The organism is Novilysobacter longmucuonensis, from assembly GCF_046600735.1.
Classification (GTDB): domain Bacteria; phylum Pseudomonadota; class Gammaproteobacteria; order Xanthomonadales; family Xanthomonadaceae; genus Novilysobacter_A; species Novilysobacter_A longmucuonensis.
Genome location: NZ_JBJMAW010000014.1, coordinates 16,986 through 39,855 on the forward strand (window position 1 = coordinate 16,986; position 22,870 = coordinate 39,855).

Here is a 22,870-nt window from a genome sequence, read left to right on the forward strand (position 1 = left end):
TAATGGCACTTGCAACGCCGCTGGCCGAAAACGCGCAGGTCACTGGGTTCCCGCCTTCGCGGGAATGACGAGCAGAGAAGCACGGCCCCTCAACCCGACATCCGACAAAGACCGACCTTACTCCCGCTCCCCGAGGCACAACCCTTGCATTAGCCCGAACATGCGCCTGCCCTCCGCCACCGAACTCGCGATCACCCCGCAACCGTCGCAATCGCGCGAGCGCCTGCAGACCGCTGCGCGCGAACTGGAGTCGCAGTTCGCGCAGCTGATGCTCAAGTCGATGCGCAGCGCGAGCATGGGCGACTCGATGCTGGGCGACAACACGATGTACCGCGACATGTACGACCAGCAGCTCTCGCGCGAGATCACCAAGGGCCAAGGCCTCGGTCTGGCGCCGATGATCGTGCGCCAACTCGAGCGTGGCAGCGGCGGCGCCGAAGGACAGAACATGTCCGCCGCGCCCATGCCGCTGCCGCAGCGCGCGCCGGCGGCGACGCTGCCGATGGCGATGCCCTACTCGCATGGCGGCTCAATGATGAAGATGGCCGCCTCCATGACCGGCGGCTTCGCCCTGGCGCCGAGCCGCAGCGGCGTGTCGATGCCGGCGCTGGATGTGGCGGCAAGCCGCCCGCCCGCCTCATCGCCGGCCGCACCAGGCCTAGCGGCCGACCAGTGGTCGCCCGACAGGACCACCGGCGAGGCGGCCGCCGCGACAAACACGCCGCTGGACTGCAGCAGCCCGGAGGCCTTCGTCAAATCGATCTGGCCGCATGCGCAGCGCACCGCCGCCGAACTGGGCGTGTCGGCCAAGGCGCTGGTCGCGCAGGCCGCGCTGGAGACCGGTTGGGGCCGGCGCCTGGCCGGTGGCCGCGGCGAGACGAGCTCGCACAATCTTTTCGGCATCAAGACCGGATCACGCTGGAGCGGTGAGCGAGTGAATTCCGCCACCCATGAATTCGTCGGCGGCGTGCGTCGCAACGAGCGCACCGATTTCCGCGCCTACGGCTCGATCCACGACAGCTTCGCCGACTACGCCCAGCTGATGCGCAACGAGCGCTACGCCGGCGCGCTCGCCGCTGGCAACGATACCGGCCGCTTCGCCTCGGCACTGCAGCAGGCCGGCTACGCCACCGACCCGTCCTACGCGGCCAAGATCTCGGCGATCGCCAATGGGCCGACTCTCCAACGCGCACTCGGCGCGCTGGATGAAAAATATGAGCACGCGCATGCCGCGCTGCCCGACCCGACCATTCGAGGCTGACCATGGGTGACATGCTCTCCACCGGAAGCTCCGCCCTGCTCGCGTTCCAGCGCGCGCTGTCGACGGTAGGCAACAACGTCGCCAACGCCGCGACCCCAGGCTACAGCCGCCAGCGGGTGGAACTGACATCGCGGCCGGGCCAGGGCGTAGGCACCCAGCACATCGGCGGCGGCGTAGACGTCACCCGCCTGCAGCGGCTGGCCGATGGCCTGGTGTTCGCGCGCCAGGTCGACAGCAGCGGCGAACTCGGCCGGCTGCAGCAGATGTCCTCGCTCTCGGCGCGCATCGACGGGCTGGTGTCGGATCCGGCGACCGGGCTGTCGGCGCCGTGGTCGGCGTTCTTCGCCGCCACCGAAGGCGTGGTCGCCGACCCCACCTCGGCGGTCACGCGCGGCCAGGTGCTGAGCTCGGGCGAGCAGCTCGCTTCGCGCTGGCGCTCGATGGATGGCCAGCTCGCGAACATGGAGGACGAGGTCGACGAACGCATCACCGCGCGCGTCGGCGAGGCCAACCGGCTGGCCAGCGAGATCGCCGGGCTCAACAAGAACATTACTGCCGCCGGCAGCAACGCGACCCCGGACCTGCTCGACCAGCGCGCGCTGCGCATCGACAAGCTCGCCAGCCTGGTCGGTGCCGAGACCATTGAGCAGGACGACGGCGCGATGAACGTATTCACCGCCGGCGGCCAGGCGCTGGTGCTGGGCAATCGCGCGATGGCGCTGAGCACGGTCAACGACCCGTACCGCCCCGACCGGGTGCAACTGGCCGTGGAAAGCGGCGCCGGACCGGTGCGGCTGCCGGCCACCAGCGTTTCGGGCGAGGTCGGCGGGCTGCTCGAATTCCGCGGCCGGGTGCTCGACCCGGCGCGCGCCGAGATCGGCCGGATCGCGGTGGCGTTTGCCGCGACCTTCAACGCCACCCAGAACGCCGGCGTCGACTACAACGGCCAGCCGGGCGCGGATTTCTTCTCGCTGCCGGCGCCGCGGATCGACCGCCACGCCGACAACACCGGCAGCGCAACGCTCTCGGCCAGCTTCGGCGACCCCGGCGCGCTCAAGGGCCACGACCTGGTGCTGCGTTTCGACGGCGGCAGCTGGAGCGCGACCCGGGCCGACAGCGGCGAACCGGTCGCGCTGAGCGGCACCGGCAGCGCCGCCGATCCGCTGCTGATCGACGGGGTCGAAGTGGTGGTCGGCGGCGCGCCCGCCAATGGCGACCGTTTCTCGCTGCGGCCCACCGCCGGCGCGGCCGGCGGGCTGCAGGTCGCGCTGCAGGACCCGCTCGGCATCGCCGCGGCGCGCCCGCTGCAGGCCAGTGCCGACACGGCGAACCTCGGCGGTGCCTCCACCGGCGCGGCGCGCGTCACCGACCCGGACGCGTTCGCCTCCTTCACCGGCGCGACGATCGAGTTCATCGATGCCGGCCAGTACACGATCAACGGCGGCAGCCCGGTCGCCTACACGCCCGGCAGCCCGATCGCCGGCGCCGGCTGGTCGCTGGCGCTGCAGGGCACGCCGGCGGCCGGCGACAGCTTCAACCTGCAACGCACGCCGCCGCGCTCGTCCGACAACGGCAACATGCGCGAGCTGGCCGCGCTGGACGAACGCGGCGTACTGTCGGGCGGCACCGTCGGCCTCACCGCGGGACTGGCCAACCTCACCGGCCGGATCGGCAGCGAAGCGCGCCACGCCGACCTCACCCTCGACGCGCAGGGCGCGATTCACCAGCAGGTGATCGCCGAACGCGAATCGGTGTCCGGCGTGAACCTCGACGAGGAGGCCGCCAACCTGCTGCGCTACCAGCAGGCCTACCAGGCCGCCGCGCAGATCATCAGCACCGCCGACACCATGTTCCAGACTCTGCTCGGGGCGGTGCGGCGATGAATGACTTCGGCCTTGCTTCTATTGCCCATCGTTTCCGCGCCTTGGCTCGTCATTCCCGCGAACGCGGGAACCCAGCGACTTGTACGCGAAATCCGGACCGCCTCGCTTGCCACGGCGAGCGAAGCCACTGGGTTCCCGCGTCCGCGGGAATGACGGCGGGAATAACGGTGCGCGTATTGACCGCCCGTGCGCTCGAATCCAGCCTACGGCTTGCGCCGGGAGTGCAGCCATGAACCTCAGAATCTCCACCGCCGGCCTGCACGCGCAGGGCCTGAACGGGTTGTTGCAACGCCAGCAGGAACTCGCCCGCACCCAGCAGGAGATGATCAGCGGCACGCGCATCAACCGCGCCGCCGACGACCCCGCCGCCGCCGCCAATGCGCAGCGGCTGGACCACGCGGTCGCCGCGCTGGAACAGTACGACCGCAACAGCGGCCTGCTCGAGCACCGCCTGCGCCTGCAGGAAGGTGCGCTGGAGGACGCCGGCGACAGCCTGCGGCGTGCGCGCGAGCTGGCGATCCAGGCCAACAACGCCGCCCTGTCGCCGACCGACCGCGCCCTGCTCGCCGCCGAACTGCGCGAGCTGCACGGCGGGCTGGTGGCGATCGCCAATCGCGACGACGGCAACGGCTGGCAATTGTTCGCCGGCTCGCGCGACGGCGTAACGCCATTCTCCAACAGCGACGGCGGCGTGACCTACGCCGGCGACGATGGCCAGAACCTGGTCGATGTCGCCGCCGGGCTGGCCGTGGCAGACACCGACGCCGGCAGCGACGTGTTCATGCGGGTGCGCACCGGCGACGGCCAGGTCTTCGGCAGCGCCGCCACCGGCAACACCGGCAGCGGCGTGCTGCAGTCGACCGCGATCACCGATCAAACCGCCTGGAACGGCGCCACCCTGCGGGTGGAGTTCACCGCCGCCGACAGCTACCGGGTGCTAGACGCCGGCGGCACCGAGCTTGCCACCGGCACCTGGCAGAGCGGCGAGTCGATCGACGCCGGCGGCGCCCGGATCACCCTGACCGGCGCGCCCGCGGCCGGCGACGCCTTCACCGTCGAACGCGCCCCGACCCGTGATGTGTTCGCCAGCGTCAAGGCCCTGGCCGACGCGCTGGAGGCGCCCGCCGCGACCGCGGCCGAGCGCGCCCGCCGCGACAACGCCATCAGCGGCTCGATCGCCGACCTGGGCACCGCGCAGGACCACATGCTGTCGCTGCGCGCCGGGACCGGCGCGCGGCTGGCCTCGCTGGACTCGGCCAGCGATACCCGCGGCGCCGACGAGGTGTCGCTGTCGGCCACGCTCTCGCAACTGCGCGACGTCGATTACGCGAAGGCCGCCACTCAACTTGCCCTGCACGCCACCGCGCTGGAGGCCGCGCAGCGCACGATCGTGCGCGTGCAGAGCCTGTCGCTGTTCGACCGACTGGGCTAACCAGCCGGAGATCGTGTAGGAGCGCCCCATGGGCGCGATGCTTCTGCTTCGTCGGCACCAAGAGCATCGCGCCCATGGGGCGCTCCTACAACCGAAGGAAGTCCAGGCGGACAACGGGCAACGCCGCAGGAAGACCACCCCCGCAAATAAGAATTAAAGCTTGACAAGTGGCTGCCGTTATCCCTCACAGCAGCGGCGAGGGCCATCCCGGCCAACACCCTGCGAACGCCGGCCCAGGCTCTCGTCGCCGCCGGATACCAACTTCCAGGAGACCGCATCCATGCAAGTCATCAACTCCAACATCATGTCGCTCAACGCGCAGCGCAACCTGTCCACGACCGGTGGCGACCTGGCGACCAGCCTGCAGCGCCTGTCCTCGGGCCTGCGCATCAACAGCGCCAAGGACGACGCCGCCGGCCTGGCCATCTCCGAGCGCTTCACCACCCAGATCCGCGGCATGGACCAGGCCGCGCGCAACGCCAACGACGGCATCTCGCTGTCGCAGACCGCCGAAGGCGCGATGGGCGAGATCGGTAACAACCTGCAGCGCATCCGTGAGCTGGCCGTGCAGTCGCGCAACGCCACCAACTCCGCCACCGACCGCGAGGCCCTGAACAAGGAAGCCCAGCAGCTCAAGGCCGAGATCAACCGCGTCGCCGGCCAGACTGCGTTCAACGGCGTCAAGCTGCTCGACGGCTCGTTCGAGAACCAGACCTTCCAGGTCGGCGCCAATCAGGGCGAGACGATCAACGTCGCAGGCATTGTCGATGCCTCCTCGGTTGCGCTGGGCACCTGGACTTCGGTCGACACAAGCACCTTCGCTGCCTCCGTTACCGGCGTTGCCCCGACGGCGAATTCCAATCTGGCCGCAGGCGACCTGACCATCAACGGCGTCGACGTCGGTGCGGTCACCGGTGGCGTGGACGCAGCGGCGCAAGGCGCTGCGGTCGCAGCCGCAATCAATGGCGTGACCGGTGACACCGGCGTGTCTGCAGCGGCCAATGCCACCACCGGCGTGATTACGCTGACCTCGACCAGCGAGGACGGCATCGTCATCGCCGGCGCGACGGCCAACGAGGCTGCCACCGAATCCGCGACCGGCCTGACGTTCGCCACCACGGCCGCTACCGAGACCGTGGTTGCCGGCACCGCACAGACCGGCTTCGACAGCCTGGACATCTCCACCGCCGAAGGCGCCGATGCCGCGATGCTGGCGATGGACGGGGCACTGAGCGCGATCAACACCGCCCGCGCCGACATGGGCGCGGTGCAGAACCGCTTCACCTCGGTGGTGGCCAACCTCGGCTCGAACTCGGAGAACCTCTCGGCCGCCCGCAGCCGCATCCAGGACGCCGACTTCGCCGCCGAGACCGCGCAGCTGACCCGCAACCAGATCCTGCAGCAGGCCGGTACCGCGATGCTGGCCCAGGCCAACCAGGCACCGCAGAACGTGCTCAGCCTGCTGCGTTAAAGGCAGCGGCATTAAAGATGCAAGGTGCGGCTCCGGCCGCACCTTGCGACACGGCAAGCGCGGCCCGGCCGCGCCTTGCTTCAAAGGACAACCAGCACATACCCGCAGCACCAGTCACCGCACTACCGCACCACCCCCTACTCCATTCCCGCCGAGCCCACCGTGACCGACCCGACTGACAGCACAGCGCAGCTCGATCGCCACCGCACGGCCCGCACGGGATACGACGACAGGCGGACCACACGATGAGCATCAGCGCCGGCGGTATCGGCAGCGGCCTCGACGTCGCCTCCATCGTCCAGCAACTGGTCGCCGCCGAGCGCGCCCCGGCCGCCGGTCGGATCGACCGCAGCGAGCGCCGCCTCAACGCGGAGATCTCCGCGATCGGCACCCTGCGCAGCGCATTCGACGCATTGCGCAGCGCGGTGGAGAAACTGTCCTCGGGCGACGCCGCAAATGCACGCAAGACCAGCGTCGGCGCGGATGCCGGCTTCGGCGCCAGCGCCACCGCCGGCGCCGCGCTGGGGACCTACCAGGTCGAGGTGCTGGCGCTGGCGACTGCGGACAAGCTGTCCTCCACCGCCTACACCGACAGCCAGACCGTGGTCGGCACCGGCACGCTCACCCTGACCAGTGGCGAGACCACGCTCGATGTGGTCATCGACGAGACCAACAACACCCTGGCCGGCATCCGCGATGCGATCAACGCCGCCGCCGCCGGCAAGGGCGTGACCGCGAGCATCGTCAACGCCGATGACGGCGCGCACCTGGTGCTGGGCGCCACCGCAACCGGCGCGGCCAACGCGCTGACGATCACCGCCAGCGGCGGCGACGGCGGCCTGTCGGCGCTGACCTACAACCCGCCCAACGCCACCACGATGACCGTGCTCTCGGCCGCGGCCGACGCACAGGTCAAGGTCGACGGGTTCGAGCGAACCAGCGCCAGCAACACCATCACCGACATGCTCGAAGGCGTCACGCTGACCTTGACCGAGGCTGCGCCCGGCACGATCAAGGACCTCACCGTCGCCAGCGATCCGTCGGTGCTGCGCAGCGCCGCCAAGGCTTTCGTCAAGGCCTACAACGGCGGGCTGGGCGCGATCGCCAGCACCACCAGCTACGACACAAGCAGCCAGGTCGCCGCGGCGCTCAATGGCGATTCGCTGGTGCGCACCACCAGCCGCGACCTGCGCGAGCAGGTCAGCAACTCGGTCGGCGACCTCAAGACGATGGGGATCACCATCGACGTGGAGGGCAAGCTCACCATGGACGACGCCGCGTTCGATGCCGCGCTCGCCGAGGATCCGGCAGCGGCCGAGCGGCTGTTCGGCAGCAAGACCGGCATGGCCGTCGGCATCGGGACGACGCTGGCACGGCTGCTCGACGACAACGGCGTGTTCGACAGTCGCAGCGACAGTCACGATTCGCGCACCGAGTCGATCACCGACCAGCGCGCCGCGCTCGATCGCCGCATGGAGCAGGTCGAAGCGCGCTACCGCGCCCAGTTCACCGCCCTGGACGTTCTGGTCGCGCAGCTCCAGAGCACCAGCAGTTTTCTCGCACAGCAGCTCAACCTGCTTTGAGGCCCGACATGCACCGCGCCCGCAACTTCGCCAACCAGTACCGCCAGACCGGTGTATCCAGCGCCGTGCTCGATGCCGACCCGCACCGGCTGATCGCACTGATGCTCTCGGGTGCGCGTGAACGCGCGCGCCTGGCCATCGCCTGCCTGGAACGCGGCGACCTGCCGCGCAAGGCACAGGCGATTTCCGACGCCAGCACGATTATCGGGGGCCTCAACGGCGCCCTGGACCTGGAAGCCGGCGGCGAGATCGCCGACGGTCTGCAGGCGCTGTACGACTACGCCCAACGCCGCTTGCTAGACGCCAACGCTGCCAACGACAGCGCGCCGCTGCACGAGGTCGACGGCCTGCTCGGCGACATCGAAACTGCCTGGCGCGCCATCGCCCCCGGCACCGCGCCCGCCACTGCCGGAGCCACCGCATGATCCCGACCCTGCCCGTCCGCCAAGTACGCAGCGCGCTGGACGCCGGCGACTGGGAGGCTGCCGCCAGCCTGATCTCCACGCACGAGACCGAGCTGCGCGACGCGATCGCCGCCGAAGGCAGCAGCGCCCGCACCGAGCCGCTGCTGGCGTTGCTGCACGCCCAGCGGGCCTTCCTCGAAGAGCTCAAGACCGCCCGCGACGATGCCGCCCACCAGCTGCAGCAACTCGGTCGCGACCACCGCGGCGCGCAGGCCTACCTCGGCGCCGGTGGTGGATGAACGCCGACAGCGCGCGCGCTGAGATCTTCGGTGACTCGCTGGCCTGCGAGGAGACCCGCCCGGCCGCGTTCGTGCCGGGCGAACTCGGCGCCAACGCCGCGCGCGATGCCTGCCTGCGGGCCGAAAGCCTGCTGCGCGCGCTGGCGGTGATCGAGGACAGCCGCGTCGAGGACAGCGACGAGCGCACCGCCGCCGACCTCGCGCTCAGCCGCATCGAGGCCAAGGTCGACCTGCTGACGGCGCTGGTCGCCGGGCTCAGCAAGCGCCACGAACACGAGGATCCGCTGCGTCCGCTGCAGTGGTCCGCGCTCGGTGCCTGCCTGCGATCGGACGATGAGGTCGCACCGGGCACCGCCGGCGGATTCCGCATCCAGCCGTCCGACTGGCTGCCGCAATCGCTGCTGCTGCCGGCCACCGTGGTCGCTACATTCACCGATGGCGATGGCCGCCAGACGTGGCTGCGCTTCGCCCCGCAATCCCCGGCGCTGACCGCCGCGCTGGAGCGCCACCTGTTCCGCGTCCACCGCCGCGCGATCGCCGAGCAGCGCCGGCCACGATAGCCGCTCGTAGGAGCGCCCCATGCCGCTATGAAGCATGGGCGCGATTCACGCCGCCGCGTTGTTGCCACGCCGCGGGGACGGCCACAAGCCGCACCGCCGGTCCTCCCGATCGCGGGCATGGCCCGCTCCTACAAGGCGGTCGGTCGCCACCACGGCGCCGGCCCGACGTGCGCGCGGTCACATTCCGCCGGCGAAAAGCGTGATCAGGCACCAGTCTTGCATGCCGACTTCGTCGACGGCGGTCCCGGACTGTGACCGGCCGCCGGGATTCTGACGCCCTTGCCGGGTTCTCCTAGCAGCCTATGAAGGGACTCTCTCATCGGATGCAGGTCCGTCCCCGCTTCGGGGCCGTCAAGGATCCAGCACGGTGCCGTGCAAGGGGGCTGCCGCCCGGCAGCAAGGGGATGGATCGATGAAGAACACGATACGCGCGCAGCTTGGCCAGAGCGTCAACCTCACACCGCAGTTGCTGCAGTCCATCCGGCTGCTGCAGTTGACCGCGCCGCAGCTCGAGATGGAGCTGCGCGAGGCGCTCGAACGAAACCCCCTGCTCGAGCAGGCCGAGCCCGAGCCCGAGGACGAGGCGCTCGACGCCAGCGCCGCCGACGAGGCCACGCTCGAAGCGGCCGCCTGGGACGAACTGCCCGAGCCGGCCTATCTTTCCGCCGGTGCCGGCCTGGCCTCGGGCGATGCCGACGCCACTGCGCGCATCGCCGCGGGCGAATCCAGCGACCCGCGCGTGCGCCTGTTGCAGCAACTCGCACTGAAATGGAGCGAGGACGACCTCGCCGTCGCCAGCTGGTGGCTCGACCACAGCGACGACCGCGGCTATCTGGAAGCGCCGCTGCCCGAACTGATCACGCGCGGCGCGCACGCGTTGTCGCTCGACCCCCGCGAGCTCGAAGCGGTGCGCCAGCGCCTGCTGCACGGCGAGTGGCCGGGCATGGCCGCCGCGACCGCCAGCGAATGCCTGCTGGCGCAGCTGCGCGCCGAGCGCCCGGGCGACCGGCGCGACGCCGAAATGCGCACGCTGGCCGAGTGCATCCTCACCTGCCATCTCGACCTGCTCGCCACGCACGATTACACCCGCCTCGCCGCCGTGCTCGGCAGCGAGCCGTCCCTGGTCGAATCCGCGGCCGCCCTGATCCTGGGCCTGCGCCCCTCGGCAATCGAGGAGCCGCGCGAGCCGGTCGATACGCACATCGTGCCCGACGTGGTAGTGCGGCTGCTCGGCGGCGCCTGGCGCGTCGCCCTCAACGGCCGCACCGCACCGCGCCTGCGCATCGCGCCGCATTGCGAGCAGGCGCTGGCCGGCGGTGGCGGCGACCATGGCGTGCTGCGCGGCCTGCTCGATGAGGCGCGCTGGCTGGTCCGCGGCATCGCGATGCGCAACGACACCCTGCTGCGCACCGCGCAGGTGCTGGTCGAACGCCAGCAGGGATTCCTGGAACGCGGCGAGGAGGCGATCGCGCCGTTGACCCTGCGCGAGGTCGCCGACGCGATCGGCATGCACGAGTCCACCGTCTCGCGCATCACCAGCGGCAAGTACATCCAGACCCCGCGCGGCACCTTCGAGCTCAAGCGCCTGTTCGCGGTGCGGCTGGAAGGCGCGGCGGTGTCGGGCAGCGCCGTCAAGGCGATGGTCAAGCGCCTGATCGATGCCGAACCGGCGCACGCACCGCTGGCCGACGACGTGATCGCCGGCCTGCTCGCGCGCCAGGGCGTGCGCATCGCACGCCGCACTGTCGCCAAGTACCGCGACCAACTCGCCATCGGCCCGGCCCGCGCACGCCAGCGTGCGGCAGCGACGCCCACCTATGCCGCGGCGGGCTGAGGAATCCCCATGAAAACACTCAACATCCTGCTGGTCGACGACCACTCCGGTTTCATCAACGCCGCGATGCGGCACCTGCGCAAGCTCGACTGGGTCAGCGTGGTCGGCTCGGCCTGCAACGGCATCGAGGCGATCGCCCAATGCGAGGCGCTGCGCCCCACGGTCGTGCTGATGGACCTGGCGATGCCGGAAATGGGCGGGCTGCAGGCCACGCGCCTGATCAAGGCGCAGGACAACCCGCCGTTCATCGTGATCGCCAGCCATTTCGACGACGCCGAGCACCGCGAGCACGCCATGCGCGCCGGCGCTGACGCTTTCGTCAGCAAGCTGTCCTACATCCATGACGTGATGGCGCTGCTGGAACGCCTGGCGACCGACGATGCCAGCCAGACCGTGGGGGAGCCGGGATGAGCGAGTCACGCATCCTGTTGCTGGACCAGGACATGGACCGCGCCGAGCGCGTGGCCACGCTGCTGGAGTTCATGGATTTCACCCCGCGCATCGTCACCGACGCCGCCGATGTCGACCTCGCCCGCGCGCGCGCCAGCGACTGGGTCGCAGTGGTGATCGGCGACACCGGCGAGGCCGGCTCCGACCAGCAGCGCGCGTGGTCGGTGTTCGTCGACTGGCTCGGCCGGCAGCCGCTGCACCCGCCGCTGCTGACCCTGCCCGGCCCATCGGCCGACGCCGGCTGGCGCCAGCAGCTGCATCCCGAATCCATCTGGCCGCTGGACTACCCGATCCGTCGCACCCAGCTGCAGGAATCGCTGCGCCGCGCCAGCCTCAAGCGCATCGACGAGGACGAGCGCCGCGGCGAGCAGTCCGGCAGCGGCCCGACCGGCCGCAGTCCGTCGGTGCTGCAGCTGTCGCGCATGATCGATCAGGTCGCGCCGTTCGATACCACCGTGCTGATCCTCGGCGAGTCAGGCACCGGCAAGGAGGTCGCCGCGCGCGCCGTGCACCAGCGCTCCAAGCGCGGCAACAAGCCGTTCGTCGCGATCAACTGCGGCGCGATCCCGCCGGACCTGCTGGAAAGCGAGTTGTTCGGCCACGAGAAGGGTGCGTTCACCGGCGCGCTGACGCAGCGCAAGGGCCGTTTCGAGATCGCCGAGGGCGGCACGCTGCTGCTCGACGAGATTGGCGACATGAGCCTGCCGATGCAGGTCAAGCTGCTGCGCGTGCTGCAGGAGCGCACGTTCGAGCGCGTCGGCGGCAACCAGACCATGCAGTGCGACGTGCGGGTCATCGCCGCGACCCACCGCAATCTGGAAGCGCATATCGCCGAGGGCAAGTTCCGCGAGGACCTGTTCTACCGGCTCAACGTGTTTCCGATCGAGATGCCGCCGCTGCGCCAGCGCAGCGACGACCTGCCCGATCTGATCGCCGCGATCACCAAGCAACTCGCCGAGAGCGGCCGCGGCCAGGTCGCGCTGACCGCCGATGCGGTGGCTGCGCTGAGCCACTACGCCTGGCCGGGCAACGTGCGCGAGCTCAGCAACCTGCTCGAACGCCTGGCGGTGCTGCATCCCTCCGGCAAGGTCGGCGTGACCGATCTGCCGGCCCGCTACCGCGCCGGCATGCCGGAGCCGGACATCGCGGAGTCGCCGGTCGAGCCGGCCGCACCGGACCCGAGCCAGCTCTCGCCCAACACCACCCTGCCCCCGGAGGGCATCGACCTGCGCGGCCACATGGCTGAGATCGAGGTCGAACTGATCCGCGCCGCCCTGCAGCAGGCCGACGGGGTGGTTGCACACGCTGCCCCGCTGCTGGGCCTGCGCCGCACCACCCTGGTGGAGAAGCTGCGCAAGTACGGCTTCGACCGCGACGGCGAAAAGGCGACGGCAGAAGCCTGAGGTTGCCGGCCAAACGGTCCGGTCCGTGTAGGAGCGGGCCATGCCCGCGATGCGAATGACGCGAGCGCGGGCATCGCGCCCATGCTCCTGCAGGTATGGGGCGCTCCTACAGGTACGACGCGCTCTTGTAGGAGCGGGCCATGCCCGCGACGCGAGTGACGCGAGCGCGGGCATCGCGCCCATGGGGCGCTCCTACAAAGGCATCGTGCTGTGTAGGAGCGGGCCATGCCCGCGACCGTCGGCACGCGGCGCACTCTTGACGCCGCCCGTGCCGGAATTCCGGCAGATTTCTGGCACGCGCCTTGCCTAGTGAGGGCAGACACGTCCCGCAGTGCCGCCCATGACCGACGCGATTTCATCGATCCTCTCGCAGATCCGCGCCCACCAGACACAGGCGGCGCGCATGGGCGATGCCGCCGCGGGCAATGCAATCAGCCCCAATGCGCTCAATCCCGGCGGCGCACTCCCGGGCGCGGACAAGACCCAGGGCACCGGCGCGGCCGGCTTTTCCGAAACGCTGTCCAGCGCCCTCGACAGCGTCAGCCGCACCCAGCAGAAATCCGGAGAGCTGCAACAGGCGTTCGAGCTCGGCGACCCGCGGGCCGACCTGGCGCGGGTGATGGTCGCCATGCAGGAATCACAGGTCGCGTTCCGCGCCACCGTGGAGGTCCGCAACCGGCTGGTCCAGGCCTATCAGGACGTCATGAACATGCCGATCTAGTCGGGACTCGGGACTCGGGACTCGGGACTCGGGACTCGGGACTCGGGACTCGGCAAGAGCGTAGGAGCAGTAACGAGATGCGCAATAGCAAAAGCCACGACGTGATCCATTTCCCGACACGGTTTCCCATCGGGGTTTCCGCTTTTGGCCTCTGCTTTCCCGAGTCCCGAGTCCCGAGTCCCGAGTCCCGCCCAGCGACGTCGCCCTGCACACCCCGAGCCCACCCATGAGCGTCATCACCCTTCCCAAGAACACCGCCAGCAACCTGCGCGACCTCGGCCGCCTGCAGGACATCCCGGCGGTGCGCCAGCTCGGCGTGTTCGCGATCGCCGCGGCGGCGATCGCGCTCGGGTTGTGGCTGTTCTTCTGGACCCAGCGCCCCGACTTCGTGCCGGTCTATGCCGGACTCGACGCGCGCTCCACCAGCGAAGCGTCCGACCTGCTGCGCGGCGCCAACATCCCGTTTCGCATCGACGCCGGCAGCGGCGCGCTGTCGGTACCGGCCGACCAGGCTGGACAGGCCAAGCTCGCGCTGGCCGCGGCCGGACTGCCGGCCGGCACCCAGATGGGCTTCGAGGCGATGCAGCAGGACCAGGGCTTCGGCACCAGCCAGTTCATCGAGAACGCTCGCTACCAGCACGCGCTGGAGAACGAGTTGGCCCGCACCATCGCCAACCTGCGCCCGGTGCGCGAGGCGCGGGTGCACCTGGCGCTGCCCAAGCCCAGTGCCTTCACCCGGCAGAAGGAACCGGCCAGCGCGTCGGTGGTGCTGCAGTTGCGCAGCGGCAGCGCACTGGAACAGGGCCAGGTCGACGCGATCGTGCACCTGGTCGCCTCCAGCATCCCTCTGCTGCCGCCCGAACACGTCACCGTGGTCGACCAGTCCGGCCGCATGCTGTCCAATCCCGATCCCGACAGCGATGCCGCGGTCGGCGCCAAGCGTTTCGAGCAGCAGCGCCGCCAGGAAGCCTCCTACGTCAGCCGCATCCAGCAGTTGCTGGAGCCGATGACCGGCCCCGGCCGGGTCAGCGCCCAGGTCAGCGTCGACATGGATTTCGCCCAGACCGAGCAGGCGCGCGAGGTCTACGGCCCCGACGCGGCGATGATCCGCAGCGAGCAGATTTCCGAATCGGGCAACCTCGACGCGGCTCAGCCGGCGCAGGGCGTGCCCGGCAGCGCCAGCAACATGCCTGACGCGGCCGCGCCCGGCGCTGCCGATGCCGCCGATGCCGCCGCCGAGGCGCCGCCGGCCGCCGCGCCGGCCGGCCCCAGTGCACGCACCGCGGTGCGCAACTACGAGCTCGACCGCACGCTGACCCACACCCGCCAGGCGCCGGGCCGCATCACCCGGGTGACCGCGGCGGTGCTGGTCGACAACCTGCCGCAGACCGAGGACGAAGCGGTCACCTACCGGCCGCTTACCGAGGACGAGCTGGGCCGCATCCAGACGCTCGTGCAGCAGGCGATCGGTTTCGACCAGGAACGCGGCGACATGGTCACGGTGGTCAACGCACCGTTCGCGCGCGGCGCCGCGATCGACGCGCCGGAGGCCCTGCCGTTCTGGCAGCACCCGCGCGCGCAGGAGCTGCTGCGCATCGCACTCGGCGGCATCGCCGTGCTGCTGCTGATCTTCACCGTGCTGCGGCCGGCGTTCCGCCAACTGCTGGCGCCGCCCAGAACGCATACCGCCATCGCCAAGGTAGCCGAGGACGAGGAAGACGAAGTCCCGGTCGCCCTGTCCTCGCCCAAGCCACGCGCCAAGCCGGCGGTGACTGCGCAGGCGGCGATGGATTTCGACGAGAAACTGCAGGTCGCCAAGACCGCCGTCAACAACGACGCCAAGCGCGTCGCCCATGTGGTGCGCAACTGGGTCGAAGCCGATGGCTGAACCAATCCCCTTGACCGGCGTGCAGCGCGCCGCGGTGGTCCTGCTGTCGCTGGGCGAGCAGCAGGCCGCCGAGGTGCTCAAGCACATGGGCGCCAAGGACGTGCAGAAGCTCGGCCAGGCGATGACCTCGGTCGGCGGCATCTCGCGCGAGGCCGTCGCCCAGGTGTTCGACGACTTCGTCGACGTGCTGGCCCAGCCCAGCGCGCTGGGCTCCGGCGCCGACGACTACATCCGCGCGGTGCTGACCCAGGCGCTCGGCGAGGAACGCGCCGGCACCCTGATCGACCGCATCCTGGCCGGCCGCAATACCTCGGGGCTGGACACGCTGAAGTGGATGGAGCCGCGCGCGATCGCCGACCTGGTGCGCAACGAGCACCCGCAGATCATCGCGATCGTGCTGTCGCACCTCGACCCCGACCAGGCCGCCGAAGTGATCAAGGTGCTGCCCGACCGCGTGCGCGCCGACGTGCTGCTGCGCATCGCCACGCTCGATGGCATCCCGCCCAATGCGCTCAATGAGCTCAACGACGTGATGGCGCGCCAGTTCGCCGGCAGCCAGAACCTCAAGTCCTCCTCGGTTGGCGGCATCAAGGTGGCGGCCAACATCCTCAACTTCATGGATTCGGGTCAGGACGAGATCATCCTCGGCACCATCGGCGAGATCGACGACGACCTGGGCACGCGCATCCGCGATTTGATGTTCGTGTTCGACAACCTGGCCGAGATCGACGACCGCGCGATGCAGACCGTGCTGCGCGACGTGCCCAACGAGAAGCTCGCCGTGGCCTTGCGCGGCGCCGAAGCCAGGGTGCGCGAGAAGATCACCAGCAACATGTCGCAGCGCGCGGCGGAAATCCTGATCGAGGACATGGATGCACGTGGTCCGGTGCGGCTGGCCGAGGTCGAGGCCGCGCAGAAGGAGATCCTGGCGCTGGTGCGCAAGATGGCCGAAGCCGGCACCATCCAGCTCGCTGCCAAGTCCGAGGAGTTCGTATGAGCGCGGCCGCGCATGATCCCGACATCGTGCGCTGGACCGCGCCCGGCCTGGCCCGGGTGGCCGAGCCCGAAGCGGAACTGCCGAAGCCACCCAGCGTGGAAGACCTGGAGGCCCTCGAGCGCGCCGCCTACGACGAGGGCCACGCCCGCGGCCACGCGGACGGGCTGGCCACCGGCCAGGCCGAGGTGCGGCGCATGATCGCGCAGATCGAGGGCATCCTGGACGGCTTCACCCGGCCGTTGGCGCGGCTCGATGGCGAGGTCGGCGATGCGCTCGGCGACCTGGCCGTGCGCATCGCCGGGGTCCTGCTCGGCCGCGCCTACATCGCCGATCCGACGCTGCTGTCGGATCTGGTGAGCGAGGCGCTGGACGCGGTCGGCACCAGCAGCCGCGAGGTCGAGCTGCGCCTGCATCCGGACGACCTGGGCGTGCTCGCACCGCACCTGGCCGGCCTCAGCGGCGTGCGCCTGACCAACGACGCCGCCCTGGCCCGCGGCGAACTGCGCCTGCACAGCGAAAGCGTGCGCATCGACGGCAGCCTCGCCGCGCGGCTGCAGGCCTGCCTGGATGCGCTGGTCGAGAACAACGGGAGCGAGCCGTGAGCAGCATCGCCGCCGCGCATTGGGAAGAAGCGCGCAACCTGCGCCTGGCCGCGCGGCTGAACGCCGCCAACCCGAATCCACCGTCGCTGGCGCTGACCCGCGAGGGCGTGCTGCGCCGCGCGGTCGGACTGACCCTGGAGGCATCCGGCTGCAGTGCGCCGCTCGGCTCGCGCTGCCGGGTCGAGACCGCCGGCGGGCGCTGGGTCGATGCCGAAGTGGTCGGTTTCGCCGGCGACCGCACCTACCTGATGCCGACCGCCGACCTCGGCGGGCTGCTGCCGAACGCGCGCGTAGTGACCACCCGCCGCCAGGGCGAGGTCGCCGTCGGCGATGGCCTGCTCGGGCGCGTGATCGACAGCGACGGCGTGCCGCTGGACGGCCGCGGCGCGGTGCGCGCCGAGGGCTGGGTCGGCCTGGCCGGTACCCCGATCAATCCCCTGATGCGCGAACCGATCACGCGCTCGCTCGACGTGGGCGTGCGCGCGATCAACTCGCTGCTGCCGATCGGGCGCGGCCAGCGCATCGGTCTGTTCGCCGGCTCCGGTGTCGGCAAGTCGACACTGCTGGGCATGATGACGCGCTACACCGCCGCCGACGTCATCGTCGTCGGTCTCATCGGCGAGCGCGGCCGCGAGGTGCGCGATTTCGTCGAGAGCACGCTGGGCGTGGAAGGCCTGCGGCGTTCGGTGGTGGTCGCCACGCCGGCCGACCGACCGCCGCTGGCGCGCCTGCATGGCGCGCTTCGGGCAACGGCCATCGCCGAGTGGTTCCGGGACCAGGGCTTGCATGTGCTGCTGCTGATGGATTCGCTGACCCGCTTCGCCCATGCCCAACGCGAGATCGGCCTGTCGGTCGGCGAGCCGCCGACCACGCGCGGCTATCCGCCGTCGGTATTCGCCAAGCTGCCGCAACTGGTCGAGCGCGCCGGCAACGGCGCCGACGGCCACGGCTCGATCACCGCGTTCTATACCGTGCTGACCGAGGGCGACGACCAGCAGGAGCCCATTGCCGATGCCGCCCGCGCGATCCTCGACGGCCACATCGTGCTGACCCGCCGCATCGCCGACGCCGGGCTGTACCCGGCGATCGACGTGGAGGCCTCGGTCAGCCGCGTCATGCAGGACATCACCGACCCGGCCTGGCGCGGGCGTATCGGCAAGCTCAAGCGGCTGATGGCGGCCTACTCCGCGCAGCGCGACCTGATCGCGATCGGCGCCTACCAGCGCGGCAGCGACCCGGCGGTCGACGAGGCGCTCGCGCGCTGGCCGGCAATCCTCAAGTTCCTCGGCCAGGATGTGGCCGAGGCCGCCAATGTCGAAGCCAGCCGCGCGGCGCTCGCGCGCCTGCTGGACGACACCGACGATGTGCCCACCATGCTCGCCGTCCCAGTCGAGCAGGAGAACTGACCATGCGTTCGCAACGCCTCGACCCACTGCTGCGGGTCAAACAGCAACGCCAGGACGACGCCGCCCGCACCGTCGCCGAACGCGACCGTGCGCTGACCGAACAAGAAGCCCGGCTGGAAGCGCTGCGCCAGTACGCCGCCGAATACGCCGCGCCGGCGGCCACCGCCGGCACCACCCTGGCGCCGGCGCTGCTGGCCAATCGGCTCGCCTTCCGCGAGCGGCTCGACGCGGCCGTCGACCAGCAGCGGCAGATCGTCGACAGCAACCGCGAGCACTGCGATGTCGAGCGCGCCCGCCTGCTGTTGGCCAGCCGCGAGACCCACGTGCTCGAAAAACTCAAAGCCAGCTACCGCGCCGAGGAGTCGCGCACCGCGGAGAAGCACGTGCAGCGCGAACTCGACGACATCGGCGCGCGCCGCCTGCGCGCCGCACGCGTCGCCAACGACAGCGAGTCGATTCCATGATGCCGGCCGCGCTCCCGACCGCACCGCCGTCGCCCACTGCAACCAGCGCGCGGACCGCCTCCGCCGGTGCCGAGGGCGCCGCGGATGCTGCCGCGTCCGACAGCGGATTTGCCGGAATGCTTTCCGCATCGACGGATGCCCCGGCAGCGTCCACGCAGTCGGCAACCCCGGCGCCGACCACTCAGGGCGAGCGTGCAACGCCTGACGACGGCGCCCGCGCGACCGACGCGCGGGAAGCGGCGCTGCCCGAGCAGCTGCTCGCCCTGCTGACCGGTCCGTTGACGCCCGCACCGGCGACCACATCGGCGACCGCATCGGCACTGGCCGGCACCCAGGCCACCGCCGCCCCGTTCGGCCGCAGCGCCATGCCCGCGCGTGCCCTCGCCGAGAGCCTGCTGATTCCAGCGATGGTGGCCGGCGGGACACCAGCCGATCCCGCAGTCGGTCTGGCAAGCACTGCGGCTCCCGCAGCTGCCCTGCCCACCACCGCTCCCGCCGGCCAAGTGGCCGGCAATATCGCGCTGACCGAAGCGGTGAGCACCGCACTTGGCCTGGCCGCCGGCGGCGCGGCCGCGGCGGGCACGGCGGGCACGGCGGGCACCGAAGCGGGTGTCACCCTCGACCTGCTCACCAGCGCCATCTCCGCCGCCGCCAGCCCGGAGGCCAGCGCCGGCAGCGAGGCGGGCGAGCGCGGCCTGGCCACCACCCTGACCACCGCCGCCAGCCCGTCCGCGACCCCATCGCGCGCGATGCCACCGTCGCTGATGCAGCCGATGACGCTGCCGGCCACGCCCGACGCCGGCTTCGATGACGGCTTCGGCGCACGCATCGGCTGGATGGCCGAACAGGGCATCGGCCGCGCGGAGTTGCGCGTGAACCCAGACCACTTCGGCCCGATCGAGGTCCGCCTGCAGATCGACGGCACCCGCGTCAGCGCCGAGTTCAACTCCGCCAACGCCGAAGTCCGGCAGTCGCTGGAAGCCAGCATGAACCGCCTACGCGACATGCTCGGCCAGCAGGGCATGCAACTGACCCACAGCGACGTCGGCCAGGGCCGGTCCGATGGTTCCGGCCGTCCCACGCAAGCAAACGGCCACGGCGACGGCACCGAGGCCGAAGCCAGCCTGATCGACATGCCACCGGCGCGCCTCGCGATGCGCGGACTGCTCGACGAATACGCCTGACTTGCCGGCCGTCCCCGACCGTAGGGAATCGTAGAGCGGAGCTTGCTCCGCCGCACCGCCACGCCAACATAGCTTCCGGGCGAGCACGAAAGCTGTAGGAGCGGCCCATGGCCGCGATGCTTCTCGTGCCAACGTCCCGCGAACCGCAATCGCGCCCATGGGGCGCTCCTACAAAATCCGACGACAACGCTTGCGGGCGAGCTCGAAAGCCGAGCAAGCTCGGCTCTACGGGAACGGGCATCGTCGCCCCTGTAGGAGCGGCCCATGGCCGCGATGCTTCTCGTGCCAACGTCGCGCGAACCGCAATCGCGCCCATGGGGCGCTCCTACAAAATCCAACGACAACGCTTCCGGGCGAGCTCGAAAGCCGAGCAAGCTCGGCTCTACGGGACGTGGCGCGCCATGCGCCCCAATCCCTACATCCGGTTGATCCGGAACCGACGCCCCTTGATCTTGCCCTCGCGCAGCCGCGCCAGCGCGCGGTCCGCCTGGCCGCGTGCGATCGCCACGTACGAGCGCGTCGGGAACACGTCGATCTTGCCGATCGCCGCGACCGGCACCCCGGCGTCGCCGGTCAGTGCCCCGACGATGTCGCCGGGCCGCAGCTTGTCGGTGCGGCCGGCATCGATGCGCAGCGTCGCCATCGCCGCTGCCGGCACCTGGCCGGCCTTTCCGGTCAGCGGCGCGGCGCGCTGCCAGCGCAACTTGTCACCCTGTTGCTGCTCGATGGCCGAGGCGCGGCCGAGCTCGCGTGGCGCCACCAGGCTCAGCACCGCCCCGCCCTTGCCGGCGCGCCCGGTCCGGCCGATGCGGTGCACGTAGACATCCGGATCGCTCGGCAACTCGTAGTTCACCACCATCGCCAGATCCTCCACGTCGAGTCCCCGCGCGGCCACGTCGCTGGCCACCAGCACGCTGCAGCTGCGGTTGGCGAAGCGCACCAGCACCTCGTCGCGGTCGCGCTGCTCCATGTCGCCATGCAGCGCCAGCGCGCTGAAACCGTAGTGCTCGAGCGAGCCGACCACCTCCTCGGTGTCGCGGCGCATGTTGCAGAACACCACGCACGACTCGGGCCGGTACTGCAGCAGCAGCGCGGCGAGCAGCGGCGACTTCTTGGCCGGCTCGACCTCGAAGAAATGCTGCTCGACAGCGACCGTCTGTGCATCGCCCTGCACGGTGACCTCCAGCGGCTCGCGCAGCATCTCCGCGGCGATCGCGCGGATGCTGTCGGGGAACGTCGCCGAGAACAGCAAACCCTGCCGCCCCGATGGCGTCTTGCCGATGATCTCGCGGATCTGCTCCTCGAATCCCATGTCGAGCATGCGGTCGGCCTCGTCCAGCACCAGCACGCGCACCCCGCGCAGGTGCAGCGCCTTCTTGCGCAGCAGCTCCTGCACGCGGCCGGGGGTGCCGACCACCACGTGCGGGTCGTGCTCCAGCGACGCCAGCTGCGGGGCCAGCGGCATGCCGCCGCAGAGGATCGAGATCTTCAGGTTGGGGATGCCGACCGCCAGCTTGCGCAACTGCTTGCCGACCTGGTCGGCGAGCTCGCGGGTCGGGCACAGCACCAGCGCCTGGGTCTGGATGCGCGCGGGATCGAGCCGGTGCAGCAGGCCGAGCCCGAATGCCGCGGTCTTGCCGCTGCCGGTCGGCGCCTGCGCGATGAGGTCGCGGCCGTCGAGGATCGCCGGCAACGCCTGCGCCTGGATCGGGGTCATCCGCGCGTAGCCGAGCGCATCGACCCCCTGCAACAGGGCCGGCGACAGCGACAGGGAAGAGAACATGCGGTCTGCGGTGGTATCGGTCATGCGCCATGATCGCAGCATTGCCACCGGTGCGAACCAGGCTGGGCTGACAAGCCCGGCTCTCCGGGACAGGACAGTAGGGTGGGCACGCTTTTTGTGCCCACCTTCCGGAATGGTGGGCACAAAAAGCGTGCCCACCCTACGGACTAGCGCTTGGGGAAGCCCACCATGCGCTGGGACTCCTCGCACCACAGCTTCAGCCCGGCGCTGCGCAGGCTGGTCCACAGCGTCAGCCGCGGCGCGGCCTGCAACAGCGGGCTCGATTCGAAGCACTCGCGCAGCCGGTAGTTGGGGATGCGGCTGGCGAGATGGTGAATGTGGTGGTAGCCGATGTTGCCGGTGAACCAGTGCATCACCGGCGGCAGGTCGTAGAACGAGCTGCCGGCGATCGCCGCCTCGTGCGAATCCCACTGCTTCCCGCGGGTCCAGTAGGCGTCCTCGAAGGTGTGCTGCACGTAGAACAGCCACACCCCGAGCGCCCCGGCGATCAGCACCACCGGCAGGTGCACCAGCAGCACGGTCGACCAGCCGATCGCGAAGCCCATCGCACCGCCGACCAGCAGCAGCATGAGATTGTTGAGCAGCACGCTGGCCCACTCCTTCTTCCACGAGAACGGCAGGTCGAACGGGAAGCGGTGCTTGATCACGAACTGGTAGGCCGGGCCGATGCCGAGCAGCACCGGCGTGCTGCGGTAGAAGCGGTAGCAGAGGCGGCGGAACCACGACAGCGACCGGTATTCGGCGACCGTCAGCGTCTCGATATCGCCCATCTCGCGGCGGTCCAGGTTGCCCGAGGTGCCGTGGTGCACGGCGTGGGTCTTCTTCCAGTAGCCGTACGGGAACAGCGTGACCAGCCCGAGGCAGCGGCCGACGGTGTCATTGGCGCGCGCGCTTGCGAAGAACGAGCCATGCCCGCAGTCGTGCTGGATGATGAAGGTGCGCACGTACAGGCCGGCGGCCGGCAAGGCCAGCAGCAGCGTCCAGCCGTAGCCCCACTGGCCGACCACGCTCCAGGCCATCAGCGCCCAGACCAGCGCGAACGGCACCAGCGTGTTGACCAACTGCCAGACCGCGCGGCCCAGGTGCGGCTTGGCGAACTGCGCGCACAGCTTGCGCAGGTTGACGGTGGTACCGGGTGTGTCGATGACGGCGCTCAAATGTGGGTTCTCCCTTTGATCAGCCATTGTGTCGGCCCCGCCGGGTCACGGCAATGACATCCGGCTA

At 70.5% G+C, this 22,870-nt stretch carries 20 protein-coding genes; 18 read left to right on the top strand and 2 right to left on the bottom strand.

What is annotated here, in order from left to right:
* Window positions 1-160 precede the first annotated feature (160 nt).
* From flgJ to ACJQWM_RS11965, 18 genes are all read left to right on the top strand, one after another.
* Window positions 161-1,261, top strand: coding sequence for a flagellar assembly peptidoglycan hydrolase FlgJ (flgJ, locus tag ACJQWM_RS11880; RefSeq protein WP_332706683.1), 1,101 nt, complete (start codon window positions 161-163; stop codon window positions 1,259-1,261).
* 11 nt (window positions 1,262-1,272) lie between these two features.
* Window positions 1,273-3,144, top strand: a complete 1,872-nt coding sequence (gene flgK / locus ACJQWM_RS11885) for a flagellar hook-associated protein FlgK (RefSeq protein WP_332706686.1) — start codon at window positions 1,273-1,275, stop codon at window positions 3,142-3,144.
* Between the two features lie 229 nt (window positions 3,145-3,373).
* Window positions 3,374-4,576, top strand: a complete 1,203-nt coding sequence (gene flgL / locus ACJQWM_RS11890) for a flagellar hook-associated protein FlgL (protein WP_332706689.1) — start codon at window positions 3,374-3,376, stop codon at window positions 4,574-4,576.
* Between the two features lie 280 nt (window positions 4,577-4,856).
* A complete protein-coding gene (locus ACJQWM_RS11895; RefSeq protein ID WP_332706692.1) occupies window positions 4,857-6,047 on the top strand; it encodes a flagellin in 1,191 nt (396 codons plus the stop codon).
* A 245-nt stretch (window positions 6,048-6,292) separates the two neighbouring features.
* A complete protein-coding gene (fliD, locus tag ACJQWM_RS11900; RefSeq protein WP_332706695.1) occupies window positions 6,293-7,630 on the top strand; it encodes a flagellar filament capping protein FliD in 1,338 nt (445 codons plus the stop codon).
* Window positions 7,631-7,638: 8 nt separating this feature from the next.
* The gene (fliS, locus tag ACJQWM_RS11905; protein WP_332706698.1) at window positions 7,639-8,055 is read left to right on the top strand and encodes a flagellar export chaperone FliS; all 417 of its coding nucleotides are present in this window, start codon (window positions 7,639-7,641) and stop codon (window positions 8,053-8,055) included.
* Window positions 8,052-8,333: a hypothetical protein gene (locus ACJQWM_RS11910; RefSeq protein ID WP_332706701.1), complete on the top strand. Its 282-nt coding sequence runs from the start codon at window positions 8,052-8,054 to the stop codon at window positions 8,331-8,333. The genes fliS and ACJQWM_RS11910 overlap by 4 nt, the downstream gene beginning before the upstream one ends.
* Entirely contained in the window at window positions 8,330-8,893 is a 564-nt protein-coding gene (locus ACJQWM_RS11915; protein WP_332706704.1) for a PilZ domain-containing protein, read from the top strand. The genes ACJQWM_RS11910 and ACJQWM_RS11915 overlap by 4 nt, the downstream gene beginning before the upstream one ends.
* A 412-nt stretch (window positions 8,894-9,305) precedes the next feature.
* Window positions 9,306-10,727, top strand: a complete 1,422-nt coding sequence (gene rpoN, locus ACJQWM_RS11920) for an RNA polymerase factor sigma-54 (RefSeq protein ID WP_332706707.1) — start codon at window positions 9,306-9,308, stop codon at window positions 10,725-10,727.
* A gap of 9 nt (window positions 10,728-10,736) precedes the next feature.
* A complete protein-coding gene (locus ACJQWM_RS11925; protein WP_332706710.1) occupies window positions 10,737-11,138 on the top strand; it encodes a response regulator in 402 nt (133 codons plus the stop codon).
* Window positions 11,135-12,580 carry a sigma-54 dependent transcriptional regulator gene (locus ACJQWM_RS11930; RefSeq protein WP_332706713.1) on the top strand — a complete coding sequence of 482 codons (1,446 nt, stop codon included), beginning with the start codon at window positions 11,135-11,137 and terminating at the stop codon, window positions 12,578-12,580. Before ACJQWM_RS11925 ends, ACJQWM_RS11930 begins: the two co-directional genes overlap by 4 nt.
* Before the next feature lie 340 nt (window positions 12,581-12,920).
* Window positions 12,921-13,301: a flagellar hook-basal body complex protein FliE gene (gene fliE / locus ACJQWM_RS11935; protein WP_332706716.1), complete on the top strand. Its 381-nt coding sequence runs from the start codon at window positions 12,921-12,923 to the stop codon at window positions 13,299-13,301.
* A 226-nt stretch (window positions 13,302-13,527) separates the two neighbouring features.
* Window positions 13,528-15,189, top strand: a complete 1,662-nt coding sequence (gene fliF / locus ACJQWM_RS11940) for a flagellar basal-body MS-ring/collar protein FliF (RefSeq protein WP_411306857.1) — start codon at window positions 13,528-13,530, stop codon at window positions 15,187-15,189.
* 10 nt (window positions 15,190-15,199) lie between these two features.
* Window positions 15,200-16,186: a flagellar motor switch protein FliG gene (fliG, locus tag ACJQWM_RS11945; protein ID WP_332705556.1), complete on the top strand. Its 987-nt coding sequence runs from the start codon at window positions 15,200-15,202 to the stop codon at window positions 16,184-16,186.
* Complete coding sequence (locus ACJQWM_RS11950) at window positions 16,183-16,788, top strand: FliH/SctL family protein (RefSeq protein ID WP_332705461.1); 606 nt, start codon at window positions 16,183-16,185, stop codon at window positions 16,786-16,788. Before fliG ends, ACJQWM_RS11950 begins: the two co-directional genes overlap by 4 nt.
* Entirely contained in the window at window positions 16,785-18,194 is a 1,410-nt protein-coding gene (gene fliI, locus ACJQWM_RS11955) for a flagellar protein export ATPase FliI (protein WP_332705464.1), read from the top strand. Before ACJQWM_RS11950 ends, fliI begins: the two co-directional genes overlap by 4 nt.
* A 2-nt stretch (window positions 18,195-18,196) precedes the next feature.
* Window positions 18,197-18,658 carry a flagellar export protein FliJ gene (fliJ, locus tag ACJQWM_RS11960; RefSeq protein WP_332705467.1) on the top strand — a complete coding sequence of 154 codons (462 nt, stop codon included), beginning with the start codon at window positions 18,197-18,199 and terminating at the stop codon, window positions 18,656-18,658.
* Window positions 18,659-18,774: 116 nt separating this feature from the next.
* Window positions 18,775-19,842 carry a flagellar hook-length control protein FliK gene (locus tag ACJQWM_RS11965; protein WP_332705469.1) on the top strand — a complete coding sequence of 356 codons (1,068 nt, stop codon included), beginning with the start codon at window positions 18,775-18,777 and terminating at the stop codon, window positions 19,840-19,842.
* Window positions 19,843-20,257: 415 nt separating this feature from the next.
* On the opposite strand, the gene dbpA is transcribed toward ACJQWM_RS11965, so the two are convergent.
* Window positions 20,258-21,625, bottom strand: a complete 1,368-nt coding sequence (dbpA, locus tag ACJQWM_RS11970) for an ATP-dependent RNA helicase DbpA (RefSeq protein WP_332705558.1) — start codon at window positions 21,623-21,625, stop codon at window positions 20,258-20,260.
* A 167-nt stretch (window positions 21,626-21,792) separates the two neighbouring features.
* A complete protein-coding gene (locus ACJQWM_RS11975) occupies window positions 21,793-22,803 on the bottom strand; it encodes a fatty acid desaturase (protein ID WP_332705472.1) in 1,011 nt (336 codons plus the stop codon).
* Window positions 22,804-22,870 lie beyond the last annotated feature (67 nt).

Coding starts and splice junctions, on each gene's coding strand:
- rpoN (WP_332706707.1), top strand. CDS start 9,306: ATGAAGAACACGATACGCGCGCAGCTTGGCCAGAGCGTCAACCTCACA.
- ACJQWM_RS11950 (WP_332705461.1), top strand. CDS start 16,183: ATGAGCGCGGCCGCGCATGATCCCGACATCGTGCGCTGGACCGCGCCC.
- fliE (WP_332706716.1), top strand. CDS start 12,921: ATGACCGACGCGATTTCATCGATCCTCTCGCAGATCCGCGCCCACCAG.
- fliJ (WP_332705467.1), top strand. CDS start 18,197: ATGCGTTCGCAACGCCTCGACCCACTGCTGCGGGTCAAACAGCAACGC.
- ACJQWM_RS11965 (WP_332705469.1), top strand. CDS start 18,775: ATGCTTTCCGCATCGACGGATGCCCCGGCAGCGTCCACGCAGTCGGCA.
- ACJQWM_RS11930 (WP_332706713.1), top strand. CDS start 11,135: ATGAGCGAGTCACGCATCCTGTTGCTGGACCAGGACATGGACCGCGCC.
- fliD (WP_332706695.1), top strand. CDS start 6,293: ATGAGCATCAGCGCCGGCGGTATCGGCAGCGGCCTCGACGTCGCCTCC.
- flgL (WP_332706689.1), top strand. CDS start 3,374: ATGAACCTCAGAATCTCCACCGCCGGCCTGCACGCGCAGGGCCTGAAC.
- fliF (WP_411306857.1), top strand. CDS start 13,528: ATGAGCGTCATCACCCTTCCCAAGAACACCGCCAGCAACCTGCGCGAC.
- dbpA (WP_332705558.1), bottom strand. CDS start 21,625: ATGTTCTCTTCCCTGTCGCTGTCGCCGGCCCTGTTGCAGGGGGTCGAT.
- ACJQWM_RS11910 (WP_332706701.1), top strand. CDS start 8,052: ATGATCCCGACCCTGCCCGTCCGCCAAGTACGCAGCGCGCTGGACGCC.
- ACJQWM_RS11915 (WP_332706704.1), top strand. CDS start 8,330: ATGAACGCCGACAGCGCGCGCGCTGAGATCTTCGGTGACTCGCTGGCC.
- flgK (WP_332706686.1), top strand. CDS start 1,273: ATGCTCTCCACCGGAAGCTCCGCCCTGCTCGCGTTCCAGCGCGCGCTG.
- ACJQWM_RS11895 (WP_332706692.1), top strand. CDS start 4,857: ATGCAAGTCATCAACTCCAACATCATGTCGCTCAACGCGCAGCGCAAC.
- flgJ (WP_332706683.1), top strand. CDS start 161: ATGCGCCTGCCCTCCGCCACCGAACTCGCGATCACCCCGCAACCGTCG.
- fliS (WP_332706698.1), top strand. CDS start 7,639: ATGCACCGCGCCCGCAACTTCGCCAACCAGTACCGCCAGACCGGTGTA.
- ACJQWM_RS11925 (WP_332706710.1), top strand. CDS start 10,737: ATGAAAACACTCAACATCCTGCTGGTCGACGACCACTCCGGTTTCATC.